A 13,132-nucleotide genomic window follows, 5' to 3' on the forward strand; every position below is an offset into this window, starting at 1 on the left:
CTTAATGGTAGCGTTCTAGCGTGGACCGTTCTTCGGGCGTAAGGCTGTTAAGGCCGCTGCGGTGGATTTTATCGAGGATTCGGTCAACTTCTTGTTGTTCCAACGATTTACGAGCATTGTAGCGATGGTCGATCGTACCTTTTGTGACCTCCCTGCCGGCTTCACGTTTTCTTTTGGCGGCGGAGTTGCCCCAAACCATCACGTAAACAATAATTCCCAGCACCAGTAATAGAAAGAATAAAAGCATAGGATAAAAATCACTACCAAAATATGCAATATTCCGAATATGCTGCCTGTAAAATTGCGTTAAAGTTGGTGGAGGGCCTTTCTGGCTGAAAATTTTTTTATTCGCTGTAAGTCTTTGCTGTATTGTGTTTTGCCTGATTGTGAAATGTTTTTTTGCGCAAAATCTGAAAATTATTTTTTTATTATCAAATCTAATTCTACTTTCGCCGCGGAGAAATGGCAGAGCGGTCGATTGCGGCAGTCTTGAAAACTGTTGACTGTAACAGGTCCGGGGGTTCGAATCCCTCTTTCTCCGCCACCACAGGGACTTTGAAAAGAGTCCTTTTTTTATGCATATATGTGTCGCTTTCAATGAGCAAGTTAGCGTACATTTCTCCTAAAGAAATGCACCCAATAACTCAAATTTTCCCTCCTATACTCCTCAAATCCAAAGCGCTCGTACCAAGGTAAATTTCGTTCAGTAGATGTTTCCAAGTAAATAGGGCGTTGTTGCGCATCACAGTAATCTAAAATGCCTTGTAATAACTCGCTACCATGGCCTTTGCCCTGTTCTGAAGGTAATACCCCTACAAACCATAAATAAGCAAATGGTGAGGTAGGATGGGCCTGGTGAATGATCTTTTCGCGCCGGAGTGTTTTAAGGATATTGCCAATGCCTACACAACGAAGGATCAGCTGGAGATCGAGGTGTAAAACAATCTTTTTCTTATCGGGGTAAAGGAGTAGGGCACAGGCTTTCTTGTCGTTGGATAAGAATATGTCGCCAAAGCGATAGCACATTTCGCAGGAGTAATCCATAAGCGCTTCGATTCGCTTTGGGTGACCGTCTTTTTTAATGATATAATTGACGCTGAGGTTGTGTTGGAACGATTGGGTGAGTATATCGATCACAAGTGGTTTATCGGCGTATTGGGCTTTTTTCATGTAGTTAATGGGGATTGAATGTCAATTAGTAACAAGGAATGCAATCTAAGATGTTTGTACGAATACGTTTTACGCTGTTGTAACAAGATAATTTTTATTGCACAGGAACCAAAATATGCCTACATTCATGTACCACGTTACAACTCAATTTCCATGAATTTCTTCAAAAAATTGTTCAGAAGAAAGCATCAAAACCCAGCTTCGCTGAGCATCGATGAGGGCGTCCACGTTTTTAAAAAAACTGATCTTCCTACATATAAATACAGCCACCTCCCGGAACACGAATTCTTGGCCATTAACATGTGCATCGACTTCCTACAAAATGGATTACCACAATTGTTGAAGTTTGAAAAATCACCTGCCAATCATCCTGCCAATCTCGACGAATACGTGGAGGTATGGAAACGTAATGCCCATAAAACATTCTTGGGTATTGATGCCGATCAACATTTGTTAATACTTGCGTATAATTTCGGCCAGTATTTAGTAGATACCTACGGTTTTAAATGGGAAAAACGTTTACAAGGCAATGCGGCTACACTGGTTGTACGCACCTTTTCACCTGTAGAAATCGAAATGTACCCGCTCGATACTACGATGAAGGCAGTGCATGACGATGATCCAAATGTTTTTGCCAATGTTGAGCAGAAGCTAAAACGCGCACTCGGAAAATTATTCTAGTCAATTGGGTGATAATACGAAGAGCTTGGTATCAATAATAAACACATACCATGACACATTCTTCCGACAAACAATTCGCCATCGATATTATCAACGGCGCACCTATTTCCAGTAAAGCTTGGCTATCATTCGATCATAGCGTTGCGGATATACCTTCACAGGTTCCTTCCAAATACAAAGAACTAATTGCTATTGCTGTCGCACTTACTACGCAATGTCCTTATTGCATTGAAAAGCATATCACCAAAGCCAAGGAACAAGGCATTACCCAAGAAGAAATTGCTGAAACAATCATGATCGCTGCTGCCCTTCGATCCGGGGCCGCATTAGGATACGGTTTGCTTGCTATGAAGTTGTTTAAAAGCGAAAACAACGGGGGCTAGGCCTGCCGTTGTTTCTGCATTTGTTGCAAACATTTATACTTTTGATTCGCCGCTGTATGCTTGTTCTTCCAGCCCATTTTTTGCATAAGCTGCTCCATGGGAGTATTCATAAAAAACAAGGCTTGTAGTATTTGTTGACATTTCACTGTGATCTGTTTCATCCAGCGTAGTACGTTGAAAGTTTGTTCTTCATTCGCTTCATAAGGTATGTCAACATTTACATTAGCAGGGTCGAATTGTGTGGTTTTGTTATCTCGCAGTTGTTTCAACCAGAGGTTTCTAGCAATGGCAAAGAGGAACGTTTGTAACGATGCTGTGAGGGCGAAATTGGGTTGCCGTATTTTTTGTAGGAAGATGATGAGCGTTTCTTGGAAAATGTCTTCCGCATCTGCAACATTGCCATTGTTACGCAATATGTGCTGGGCAATGCAAGGGTAGTATTCGCTATACAATTGTGCTAGCGAAGCACGTTCATCGTTTTTAACACGATCAATCCAAATATTGTCTGGATGGAGGGTCATAATAGGCCGAATTTAAAAGTATTTATACCAATTTCAACGTATTATCACCCCATTTGTCAAAGTATTTTTTTAATACCGTGCCTGCCCAATGCGTAGTAACTTAATTTTCCCTTCTTCGTTCAATGTAAAGCTAAAATACGCTATAAAATCACCCCAAGTATCGCTATGAAACCGGCCATAAATTGAAAGACCATTGTCTTCTACTTTATCGATGGTAGTAAACCTTTCGTTACGAATGGCTTCGGTAGAGAATTCGATTAAGTCGCGGGGATGACCATCGTCTAATAGTTTGGCTGTATCGGCAAAGTATGAGCGCCAAGTTTTTGCATCCCCTTTTTGCCAAGCGATGATCGCGGCTTTCGCTACGGGATGTGTGATGTTGTCATATGTCATTTGTTTGCGTTCAGGGTGTTGATGATTTCCTACCTGCCCACAAGCGCTGAATACACTTGCTAGCAGGAGGAGCAATGAAAGTCCGAGTAATCTCATGGTTTATTGATTGGCGCCACCATTTACAAGCAAGTGCTGGCCGTTTACGAAAGAGGATAAGTCGCTAGCAAAGAACTCGGCAATATTTGCTACATCTTCTACTTCAGCTAGGCGTTTCATAGGGCAACTGTCGATAAGTGATGTACGCAACTCGGGGTAGCTATTCGCTTCTGCAAAAATCCCGCTATGGTCAACAGCAAAGGGAATAATTGAATTCACTGTTACGCCCCGGTGCCCAATTTCTTTCGCTAATACATCTACTAAATAGCGGGGTGTAGTTTTGCTACCGCCATACACGGCCATACCGGCAACCGGGAATGCTGTTGTGCTCGACGCGATGTAAATAATTCTACCATTATCTTCCACGTTTAAAGCAGCTTGTTGCATGGTGAAGTAGGCGCCTTTGGTATTAATTGAAAATAGGCGGTCGAATTGTTCTTCGGTGAAAGCGGTAACAGGTGTTTCTACCATTTCAATGCCAGCGTTAGCTACTACAATATCAACTTTTCCAAATGCTTTTTTAGCTTCTGCAAAAAGGTATTGAATATCTGCTACCTTGCTTACATCCGCTTGTACAGCAATTACCTGTGCACCCATTGCACGGATATTATTCTCTACTTCTTCAGCAGAAGCTTTGTCTCTCGAATAGTTTAATACAATGTTAGCACCTAATGCTGCGTAACGTTCTGCGATGGCTTTACCCAAGCCTCTAGCTGAGCCGGTAATAACGGCTGTTTTATGGTGTAATGAGTTCATGATGTTTGCGTTTGAATAATGAAAAGAATAATTAAGCCATACCGCCGTTAGCACCAATATTTTGAGCTGAGATCCAATTTGCATCATCACTCGCAAGGAATACTACCAACTTTGCAATATCTGATGGTTCACCAATGCGGTTGAAAGCGGATAAAGCGGCTATGCGGTTAACGATTTCAGGCGTTTTACCTTCTAAGAATAGCTCGGTGTTAGTAGGACCGGGAGAAACTGAATTCACACGAATGCCGCGGGCGCCCACCTCTTTCGCAAACACGCGTGTAAGCTGTTCAACGGCCGATTTAGTAGCTACATAAGCGCCGTAAGTAGGTGATATCATCCTGTTTACAGATGTAGAGAAGTTGATAATACTACCATTATCTGCTAAGCGGGTAGCAGCTTCGCGCAAGGTGTAGAATACGCCTTTGATGTTGATGTCGATGATGTTGGATAAATCTTCATCCGTTGTGTCTTTGATGAGTTTGTATAGAATTACCCCGGCGTTATTTACTAGGATATCGATACGGCCATAATGCGCAATAGCGTTATCGAAAAGCGATCTAACATTGTTGGGGTTACTTACATCTGCTTGCAAGGCAATTGCATCACCTCCGGCAGCTTTAATGGCTGCTATTACGTTATCGGCAGCTTGCTGGTTACCTGCATAGTTTACAATTACGCTAGCACCTGCTTGAGCTAATGATTTCGCAATTTCGGCACCAATACCACGGGATGCACCTGTTACTAAAGCAATTTTGTTGTGGAGTGTGTTCATAAGACTTTGTTTTTGTTTGTTCGTAATAACAATACAAAGGTGCTACATGAACATGCCTGCTTTCGTACAAAGATGTTGGTAAGAGTTGCAAATATCCCAGGTTGCCTATTAAAGGGCCTGTTTCCGGTATTCCGCGGGGCTTATTTGCGCATGTTTCTTGAAGTAATTACTAAAGTGAGCCGCTTCTAAAAATCCCAACCGGTTGGCAATTTCTTTAATAGCAAGGTTTACATCTTGCAACATCACCTTCGCTTCCGCCATGGTTTTGTCGGCTATCCAAGTTCCAATCGATTTGCCTGTTTTGTTACTGATAACTGTAGAAAGATAATTTACATGCAGGTGTTGTTTGTCGGCATAATCTTGTACGCGTAATGGCGTATGTACTTTTCCGCTGATGAGTTCGCGGAAGTGTTGTTCCAAATGCTGTTTAAAGGTTTTAACGATTTGGGAGCTGCGGTTGCCTTCGTAAATAGGGTTGTAGTCTTGAAAGAAGTATTCTTTTAATTTCAGTAGCAAAGCCACCATTAGGCTGCCAACAATTTTGTGTTTGTAAGGCGAGTCGCCGAGATGTTCGCGGTGAATTTGTTGGTACAGTTGTTCAATCATCTCGAATTGTGCTGGTTGCATAACCCTTGGTAATATTGTTTCTGTTAACAGGTAAGAAAAATCCCGGTAAACATCTTGATGTACATATTCTTTCAAATACCCTTCATTGAAGGTGATCAAACAAGTATCGGTTATACTATGCCATTCGAAAATACGGTAGTTGCCCGGGTTCGTGAAATACACGGTGCCGGGCTTTATGTCGAACACTTGGTCGTCGATCGTATATTTGCCGAATGCTTCTTTTATAAAAAGGAAGCTAAAATAATTCGGGCGAAATGGCTCCGACGTAAAAGGAAACTCCTTGAACGTTTGCTGGAGATAATGTATCGTAAAGCCGGATGCTGCATCAATTAAATCTACCGGGATGCCTAATTTCTCGTATAATTCATGTAGCGACTTTACAGATTGATGGCTGTTTTGCATGGAATAAAACGCTGCTTGAATTTAAATGTAGGTGTTTTATTTAGATTGTAAAATTTAAGGTATGATGAACTCGTTGTGGGTAGGGAATTTCTTCGCCAAGTCGGCATCAATCCCAAAGTTACCGCGTATTATATCGGCAGGGTTGCCGCTTAGCCAAGTGCTAAGGTCAATGGCTTCGTATATGCTATTGTTGAATCCCAGTAACACAATCAGTACATCATCGCCCGTGTTTTTAATATAGTGCCCAGCTCCCATCGGTACATACCCCACGTCGCCGGTAACAAAGTCGTCTTTCACAAACTGTCCTTCTGCTAAGAATACACCCATTTCTGCAGCACCTTGCAAGTAATATTGCCATTCATCGGCATTGGGATGCCAATGCATTTCGCGCAAACCACCCGGTTCTATTTCGAAGATACTACCTGTAATGGTTGCTGCTATGGGGAATTCTACTTGGGAAACGGTGCGTTGGGTGCCTCCACCCGGAACTATTTTAGGCTGTTGCGCATGTAAAGGGTAGCGATGTTTCGAGGTTAGGTTCGAGTTGCTACGGGGCAATGCTATGCCAGAATGCACATCGGGTAGCTGGCATTGCGCGAAATAGGCTTCGCCTTGGTGTAGTTTGCTTACTTCTTCTAAGGTTAATCCCAAATTCTGGGCAGCTATATATGGTGGTACGCTCGACAGGAAATCTGTTACGCTAAAAGTATGGTCCTCGCTAAAATCGCCATTGTCGAAAATCAAAATGAAATGGCATTCCTCGTTGCCTACACATTGCAACATATGTCCAAACCCACGGGGAAAATACCATACATCGCCGGGAGAGAAGAGATCCACATACGTTTCGCCGCTGGGTTCCACCATCGTAGTACGCATTTGACCTTTCACCACGTAGCCCCATTCCGCGGCATTTGCATGCCAGTGCAATTCTCGGATAGCGCCGGGTGCCAAGCGCATGCTAACACCGGCAATTTGTTGAGAAACAGGGAATTCTTTTACAGAAACACCACGGGTAATACCACCGGGACCTAATCTTGGCTCTTTTTCTTCTAATTTGTATTTGAAATTGGGTAATGCGCCGCTCATATTGTACATTTTTAAGTTGAAGAATAGGGATCACATATCGCTAGGAGATATAACAAAAACCGTACAACCGGGTTGGCTGGGAAAGGTTAAAAAATTACTTTTACCTCATGGAATTGAAGGAGAAAATCTTACTTGCACGTAAACAAAAAGGACTTACACAAGAGGAATTGGCCGAGCTAACGAACATCAATGTTCGTACCATTCAACGCATCGAAAACGGTGAAACAACACCCCGTGTATTTACCCTGAAAACCCTTGCAGCAGCCCTTTCTATTCCATTTGAAACGTTGGTGACGCCTGTGCCAAGCGCTAGCATCCAAGATGAGAAAGTAGATGCCCGTGTTTTGGAGAAAGTACATTTAGCCTGTTACGCTTACTTAGTATTACCCCTCATTCATTGGGTGGTGCCTATGCTTGTATTAAAATTTTCTAATACCAATCATTTAACAAAAGAGGCAGGGAATAAAATTGTGCGGCAACAAATTTTTTGGGTGGTAACGGTTACGTTCGTGATGCTATTTACGGTTATGCTCAATTTTATCCTCGTGTATTATTGGGGTATTCGGCATGCTATCCACTATTTGATTCCTGCATTTACCATGTATATCCTGCATGCTGTACGGTTATATCGGCAAGGAAAGGAGATTGTAAAATATTGATTTTCAATAAATGTCGTGTAAATGCCGTGCGAATGACGGTACAAAGGAGCGTGGTGTGCCTGTAGATTTGAGGCATGAAAACATACACGATGCAACGATTTACTTTATGCCTTTTGGGGTGGTTATTGGGGGTGATAATAGCGACACCCGTTTCTGCACAACAGAATTTCCAATGGAAAAACACCCCCCGTTCTGTTCCATTTACATGGTCTGCTTCGGAGAATGACCCTCACGCGGCTATGCTCATTCCTATCACCGATAGCAAAACGGGTAAGCAACTATTCCTTCAATTCGATACAGGGGTCATGCAATCAGTTTTATACAACGAGCAAGGGGATTCGGTAAGATGGAAACTAGGAAATTACCAGTTATTAGTACTGCATTTACCAGCTAAGCAATTGCAACATGATGGAAAAATAGCGGGTACCCTAGGCCTCGATTTTATACAAGATTATATCGTTGAGATCGATTACCCGGCATGCAAGATCAATTTCAAGCCCCGTATTGCCAGTAACCTACAATGGTCGAGTTTAACAGTAACTCCCAAGGGTTTGATGTTACCAGCTAAAATCCGCGGCCAACAAACGCAGTTATTCTTCGATAGCGGTTCCAGTGCTTTTCCACTTGTAACAGACGAAGAAACATTTGCTACCCTAGCACTTAATGGAAAACCAGCCAACAAATACACCGCTAATTCATGGGGCAGAACCCTCGATGTATATACTGCGCCTACGAATGATAGTATACTGCTCGGTGGAAAATTATTACCTATCCTAACCGTTGCACATATAGCAGGAGCGAGTGAACAACAAGTAGCAATGATGAAGAAAATAGGGATTGGAGGCTTAACAGGGAATAAATTATTCTTACAACAACGATTATTGCTTGATATCCGCGGCAAACGCTTCGCGATCCAAGGGAAGTAATACAAGCGCAAAATCGTTTTTTTGATGTATGTCAATGTTTTTACGCATCTACATACGCATCTTTGCGCCTCATAAAAACGATTTTGCATTGAAACAGAAACATTTTAAGTACATCAACACATTGTTTATTGTACTGCCAATGACACTCATTATGGCCTTCGTAGGCATCGTCCGTAACCATGGATTTGAAGAAGGCTTCTTTGAGAAGTTTATGGCTGCTTGGGTAGTGATGTTGCCGGTAGCTTATTTAGCCGCCTTTATAATTGTACCGAGGGCACGCAAGCTGGCAGAAAAGGTGATTGTAAAACCCTAATTTTGCAGAAAGTCTTCGTGATGTACGAGCAATTAGTGGCATTTATTCAACAAAAGATTTCCGTTTCACAAGCAGCGTTAGATACCATTCTTTCGTATTTCAAACCCATGACGATCGCAAAGAATGAAATGCTCCATATAAACGGGCAAACCGGCCGACGATTATACTTCGTGGGCAAAGGTTGCTTACGGATATATTTCATCAATGAAGTTGGCCAGGAAGCCACCCGCCATTTCTCCTTCGAAAACCAATTTGCAACCGCCATGATGCATTTCATGACCGGGATAGATGCCGGGGAATACATACAAGCAGCTGAACGTACAACATTACTCTATATTTCCCATGAAGACTTCTATCACTTACTAGCCACGATCCCCCAATGGGAAAAGTTTTACAGGCATTACTTAGAATTTGCGAATGTGATTAATACAAGGCGCTTAATGTCGTTTCTAACACAAGATGCAACGGAGAAATACAAACAATTGTTAGCCGATAACCCTACAGTGGTGCAACGCTTACCCAATAAGCTGGTAGCTTCTTACTTACATATATCCCAAGAAACACTCAGTCGACTTAAGTCAAAATTGTAGTACCCTTGGGTGGCTTAACTAAATAGGGATAGAATAAATCAGAGAATACCTTGCTATAATGTGCAACCGCTTTATTCCCTTTCAACTTCAACGTTAACTCGTTATTCGATAACCAGAAATCCCCAATAATGAAGATCTGCGTTACCAGCGACTGTAATACATCATTCGGGATATTCGCTTTCATCACTTTATTTTGTTGCAGTTGAGAGAAGATATAGAGGAACTCAATTTCGCGGCGTTGTGTAAGGGCATAATATTCTTTTTTAATAGCAGGAATGCGTAACCCAATTTCAACGAAATGCAAGAATATAAACCGGTATTTATATACTAGCTCGAACGATTGCATGGTGAAGCCGATTAAAACTTCCATGTTAATATCCCTAAACTTCTTGAGTTCGAGCATCAACAAATCGAATTGTGTAACGAGCTGCTTCCATAAAACTTCGATAATTTCTTCTGTATGCTTAAAATGGTAGTGTAAGTTACCGGGGCTGATCTCCATTTTAGCAGCAATGTGCCTGCTGGTGGTGCTGTTTACGCCTTGTTGATTATACAATTCAAGTGCATGCTTAAGTATTTGGGATTTCGTATCCATATCGTAAAAGTACAATAAAAATATTAGAACTGTTGTTCTAATTAATTAGTACATTTGTTCTAAATTTGAGATTATGCAAAACGAGTCAACAGAAGATAAGCAAGAGAAAATGTCGTTTTACAAGACTTGGCGTAACAAAGTTTTTCCTGTACAGCCGACAGATTCATTTACAAAGAAAGTACTAAAGGATAGTGCTTTTTATTTATTCGCTGTAATGGTAATATTAGTTACAATTATTGTGGGAGGTTCTATTATGCTCGTTTTGTAATGAAACGGCTATTTGATCCATTTTTCATTGGATATGGTGCACTCTGGAGTATCGTACATGTAGCAAGGTATTATAAATACCCTTTACCGTGGCTGAATGGACATTTAACCGATTGTATAGCCGTACCGGCCATAGCACATCTAGCCCTCACTTTTACGAAGGTATATATTCTTCGGAATTCCCGTTATACTTACCCTTTAAGCTATCTTTTGTTCATAGCCGCTTACGTGGCAATTGCTTTTGAATGGGTGATGCCACTTATATCGCCTCGTTATACGGGCGATATTTGGGACGTGCTAGCCTATTTTGTAGGTGCCTTCTTCTATTACTTTGTCCACGCTAAATACATTGTTTATAAGCGTTCTACACTCAAGTAGGTAACCCTGCTTTATCGGAGAGGTAGGGCACTAGGCTTTCTTTTAAATAGAAATTCCAGCCTTTTTCGCAAATATCAAAGCATGCTACGCCGCCAGGGATGAGGCCTTCGTGTTCCATATGTACGAGGGTACCTGTTGGGGTGGGGTGTAAGCGGTAATGAATCCGGGTACCATTCCATTCATCGGCTTCTTCAAAGCCATCCATGTGCGAATTAGCCACTGTCCATGTAATTTTGTCATACGGGTGGAAAGTAGTCACCCTGATGGTATAAAAGGTTTCCCCGAAACGTACCGTAAAATGGTCGTGAAGCTGCTTGCTTTCGCCTTCCAATTGGGTTGACCACCAAGCGGCCACATCGTTTATCTTGTTGAAAACTGCTTCGATGGGTTGGTTAACTTCAAAATCGTAAGCATAATGTGTGAATTGCATGGCTTTTGATTTTATGGGTAGGAAATGCAGATCTGAACGTATATAAAGTTACGCTTTTTTAAACACTTGCATTGTTAAGTTGTTGAAACTCCCTTGCAAATTAACATTATATAAACCAATTATTTAGCTTTATTGGGGACCAAGCATTTATACCCTATTGAGCCGCAGTTGCGTCGCATTTCGTTCACCGGTTGGGCACTATTCGAGGATGGATTGGGCTTGCTAGTAAGTAACCCCAATGCTTATATTGCCAGGGCAATGGGAGCGCCTTCTAAAGGCTTTCGGTTAATGGTAATGTCAAGGTAATTTAGCATGCTTTACATGTGATCTCAAAGGTAATTTTAAGGTAATTCCATGTGATTTCAATGTGATTCCATGTGATTCCAAGGTAATAATATTGTAGGGTTGGCACTATAAGTAAATTACTTAGCATATTCTTGCAAAACCTTACCTCATATCAACGCTCCAGTTGTCAAATTCATTCCATTTGTTACTCATACAGAACTACATATAAACTTTTCAGAAAAGTATTGTTTTTTTATTGTTTCTTCAACCAAACAACACCCTATTTCATTATAAGATAAATCAACCCCGCAAAAATGCCCGATCTCAGCTTTTTACAACAAGCGCTCCAAGCTTTCGCAGGTATCGATGAAGAGAATTTTGCTTTGTCGGAACCATTATGGCTGGAGAAAAGGTATGGGAAAGGGGAGTATTTCAATGAATATAAGAACGTTTGTAAACACCTCGGCTTCATTATCAATGGTATTTTTAGAACGTACTATGTAGACCCCGAAACAGCCGAAGAAAAAAACATCTTCTTTTTCTCCGATCAACAAGTAATTGTATCCTATAAAAGCTTCGTTTTACAAGCCCCCTGTAATTACCATACTTCTAGTATGACCGACGCCCATATCGTTTATATTACCTACAGCTCCCTAGAAGAATTGTATAAAAAATCCCACCAATGGGAGCGTTTCGGTCGACTCATTGCTGAAAAAGCCTTCAATTTAGCCATGAACAAGGCAGAAGATTTCATCTTCCAAACGCCGGAACAACGCTATACCGATCTCATCGCCATGCACCCAAACATCGTTAACACGGTTCCATTGTATCACATTGCTTCTTATTTAGGCATCCAAGGCCCGTCCCTCAGTAGGATAAGAAAAAGAATGGCCCAGAAATAGATTTTAACCCAGGTTAAAATTTACCAGGAGATATCGGCGGACCTTTGGATTGTAAAACAAAAAAATCCAAAGTCATGAAACAGATCAATTCAAAAACAGTATTATTCGTTACAGGTAACTTTGTTAGTAACCTTAGTTGGAATGCTTGGAAAGACTATTTCGAACAAGCAGGTTACAAAACTTTCGCCCCAGCATGGCCTCATAAAGAAGGTAGTGCAGCAGAACTTAGAAAACGCCAGCCCGATGCCGGTATTGCTTCTAATAGGTTAACACAAATCGTTGATTTCTATGAAGGTGTTATCAAAACGTTGCCCGAAAAACCCATTATTGTTGGTCACTCTATGGGCGGCTTAATTACCCAGTTACTCGTACAACGTGGCCTTGCCGAAGCTGCCGTGGCCATCCACTCCGTACCTCCACAAGGAGTGCTAACCGGCAAATTCTCATTCTATAAAGCCACATGGGGTCCATTAGGTTTCTTTACCAATCCTAATAAGTCTTTCTTAATGAGCTTCCCCCAATGGCAGTATGCCTTTACCAATGGCATGCCTTTAGAAGAGCAAAAAGCTGCATATGAAGCCTACGCTATCCCAGAATCTAAACGCCTTAGCCGCGATGGATTAACCGGTGCAGCTAAAATCGATTTCAAAAAACCCCATGCACCCCTTTTATTCATGGCAGGTGAAATCGACCATATTATGCCGGCTTCTTTGAACTACACGAACTTTAAAAAGTACAGTGATAAACAAAGTGTTACAGAATACAAGGTGAACAAGGGCAGAAACCACTATGTATTAGGTCAACCTACTTGGAAGGAAGATGCTGCGTACATCTTGAATTGGATTCAACAACACTAAGCTACCCGCTTGGCAGAAGAATTTATGTGCTTTGGATTTTGAC

20 protein-coding genes and 1 tRNA gene are annotated in these 13,132 nt (G+C 41.6%); 11 read left to right on the plus strand and 10 right to left on the minus strand.

Going from position 1 to position 13,132, the window contains the following annotated elements:
• Position 1 precedes the first annotated feature (1 nt).
• The gene (locus LX64_RS20275; RefSeq protein WP_111599525.1) at positions 2–247 is read right to left on the minus strand and encodes a DUF6576 domain-containing protein; all 246 of its coding nucleotides are present in this window, start codon (positions 245–247) and stop codon (positions 2–4) included.
• A gap of 209 nt (positions 248–456) precedes the next feature.
• Here LX64_RS20275 and LX64_RS20280 point away from each other — a divergent pair.
• Positions 457–544, plus strand: a tRNA-Ser gene (locus LX64_RS20280).
• A gap of 62 nt (positions 545–606) precedes the next feature.
• Here LX64_RS20280 and LX64_RS20285 read toward each other — a convergent pair.
• Positions 607–1,170: a GNAT family N-acetyltransferase gene (locus LX64_RS20285; RefSeq protein ID WP_111599526.1), complete on the minus strand. Its 564-nt coding sequence runs from the start codon at positions 1,168–1,170 to the stop codon at positions 607–609.
• A 153-nt stretch (positions 1,171–1,323) separates the two neighbouring features.
• On the opposite strand from LX64_RS20285, the gene LX64_RS20290 reads away from it, so the two are divergent.
• Positions 1,324–1,851 carry a hypothetical protein gene (locus LX64_RS20290; protein ID WP_111599527.1) on the plus strand — a complete coding sequence of 176 codons (528 nt, stop codon included), beginning with the start codon at positions 1,324–1,326 and terminating at the stop codon, positions 1,849–1,851.
• Between the two features lie 50 nt (positions 1,852–1,901).
• A complete protein-coding gene (locus LX64_RS20295; RefSeq protein ID WP_111599528.1) occupies positions 1,902–2,234 on the plus strand; it encodes a carboxymuconolactone decarboxylase family protein in 333 nt (110 codons plus the stop codon).
• Here the strand turns inward: LX64_RS20295 and LX64_RS20300 are convergent.
• The 6 genes from LX64_RS20300 to LX64_RS20325 all read right to left on the minus strand — a co-directional run bounded on the left by LX64_RS20300 (position 2,231) and on the right by LX64_RS20325 (position 6,887).
• The gene (locus LX64_RS20300; protein WP_111599529.1) at positions 2,231–2,755 is read right to left on the minus strand and encodes an RNA polymerase sigma factor; all 525 of its coding nucleotides are present in this window, start codon (positions 2,753–2,755) and stop codon (positions 2,231–2,233) included. The genes LX64_RS20295 and LX64_RS20300 overlap by 4 nt on opposite strands.
• A gap of 69 nt (positions 2,756–2,824) precedes the next feature.
• The gene (locus tag LX64_RS20305) at positions 2,825–3,244 is read right to left on the minus strand and encodes a hypothetical protein (protein ID WP_211324856.1); all 420 of its coding nucleotides are present in this window, start codon (positions 3,242–3,244) and stop codon (positions 2,825–2,827) included.
• Positions 3,245–3,247: 3 nt separating this feature from the next.
• The gene (locus LX64_RS20310; protein ID WP_111599530.1) at positions 3,248–4,000 is read right to left on the minus strand and encodes an SDR family oxidoreductase; all 753 of its coding nucleotides are present in this window, start codon (positions 3,998–4,000) and stop codon (positions 3,248–3,250) included.
• Between the two features lie 31 nt (positions 4,001–4,031).
• Positions 4,032–4,772, minus strand: coding sequence for an SDR family oxidoreductase (locus tag LX64_RS20315; RefSeq protein ID WP_111599531.1), 741 nt, complete (start codon positions 4,770–4,772; stop codon positions 4,032–4,034).
• Between the two features lie 108 nt (positions 4,773–4,880).
• A complete protein-coding gene (locus LX64_RS20320; RefSeq protein ID WP_111599532.1) occupies positions 4,881–5,801 on the minus strand; it encodes a helix-turn-helix domain-containing protein in 921 nt (306 codons plus the stop codon).
• Between the two features lie 54 nt (positions 5,802–5,855).
• Positions 5,856–6,887 (minus strand): cupin domain-containing protein, encoded by a 1,032-nt coding sequence (locus LX64_RS20325; RefSeq protein WP_111599533.1) that lies wholly within the window; start codon positions 6,885–6,887, stop codon positions 5,856–5,858.
• Between the two features lie 107 nt (positions 6,888–6,994).
• Between LX64_RS20325 and LX64_RS20330 the strand changes: the two genes are divergently transcribed.
• The 4 genes from LX64_RS20330 (at position 6,995) to LX64_RS20345 (ending at position 9,375) form a co-directional block, all read left to right on the plus strand.
• Positions 6,995–7,546: a helix-turn-helix domain-containing protein gene (locus LX64_RS20330; RefSeq protein ID WP_111599534.1), complete on the plus strand. Its 552-nt coding sequence runs from the start codon at positions 6,995–6,997 to the stop codon at positions 7,544–7,546.
• Positions 7,547–7,635: 89 nt separating this feature from the next.
• The gene (locus LX64_RS20335; RefSeq protein ID WP_148707404.1) at positions 7,636–8,472 is read left to right on the plus strand and encodes a hypothetical protein; all 837 of its coding nucleotides are present in this window, start codon (positions 7,636–7,638) and stop codon (positions 8,470–8,472) included.
• Between the two features lie 28 nt (positions 8,473–8,500).
• Positions 8,501–8,785, plus strand: a complete 285-nt coding sequence (locus tag LX64_RS20340) for a DUF2798 domain-containing protein (RefSeq protein ID WP_211324857.1) — start codon at positions 8,501–8,503, stop codon at positions 8,783–8,785.
• Between the two features lie 2 nt (positions 8,786–8,787).
• Complete coding sequence (locus LX64_RS20345) at positions 8,788–9,375, plus strand: Crp/Fnr family transcriptional regulator (RefSeq protein WP_211324858.1); 588 nt, start codon at positions 8,788–8,790, stop codon at positions 9,373–9,375.
• On the opposite strand, the gene LX64_RS20350 is transcribed toward LX64_RS20345, so the two are convergent.
• Positions 9,359–9,970: a TetR/AcrR family transcriptional regulator gene (locus tag LX64_RS20350; protein ID WP_111599537.1), complete on the minus strand. Its 612-nt coding sequence runs from the start codon at positions 9,968–9,970 to the stop codon at positions 9,359–9,361. The genes LX64_RS20345 and LX64_RS20350 overlap by 17 nt on opposite strands.
• A 73-nt stretch (positions 9,971–10,043) precedes the next feature.
• Here LX64_RS20350 and LX64_RS20355 point away from each other — a divergent pair, with 73 nt between their 5' ends.
• Both LX64_RS20355 and LX64_RS20360 read left to right on the plus strand, forming a co-directional pair.
• Positions 10,044–10,238: a hypothetical protein gene (locus LX64_RS20355; RefSeq protein WP_111599538.1), complete on the plus strand. Its 195-nt coding sequence runs from the start codon at positions 10,044–10,046 to the stop codon at positions 10,236–10,238.
• Positions 10,238–10,615 (plus strand): hypothetical protein, encoded by a 378-nt coding sequence (locus LX64_RS20360; RefSeq protein WP_111599539.1) that lies wholly within the window; start codon positions 10,238–10,240, stop codon positions 10,613–10,615. The genes LX64_RS20355 and LX64_RS20360 overlap by 1 nt, the downstream gene beginning before the upstream one ends.
• Here the strand turns inward: LX64_RS20360 and LX64_RS20365 are convergent.
• Positions 10,608–11,045, minus strand: coding sequence for an SRPBCC family protein (locus LX64_RS20365; RefSeq protein ID WP_111599540.1), 438 nt, complete (start codon positions 11,043–11,045; stop codon positions 10,608–10,610). The two genes, LX64_RS20360 and LX64_RS20365, sit on opposite strands and share 8 nt — an antisense overlap.
• A 599-nt stretch (positions 11,046–11,644) precedes the next feature.
• Here LX64_RS20365 and LX64_RS20370 point away from each other — a divergent pair.
• Together LX64_RS20370 and LX64_RS20375 are read left to right on the plus strand one after the other, a co-directional pair.
• The gene (locus tag LX64_RS20370) at positions 11,645–12,232 is read left to right on the plus strand and encodes a Crp/Fnr family transcriptional regulator (protein WP_111599541.1); all 588 of its coding nucleotides are present in this window, start codon (positions 11,645–11,647) and stop codon (positions 12,230–12,232) included.
• 74 nt (positions 12,233–12,306) lie between these two features.
• On the plus strand, positions 12,307–13,089 hold the full coding sequence (locus LX64_RS20375; protein WP_111599542.1) for an alpha/beta hydrolase: 783 nt from the start codon (positions 12,307–12,309) through the stop codon (positions 13,087–13,089).
• Positions 13,090–13,132: the final 43 nt, after the last annotated feature.

Source organism: Chitinophaga skermanii, assembly GCF_003259335.1.
GTDB lineage: Bacteria > Bacteroidota > Bacteroidia > Chitinophagales > Chitinophagaceae > Chitinophaga > Chitinophaga skermanii.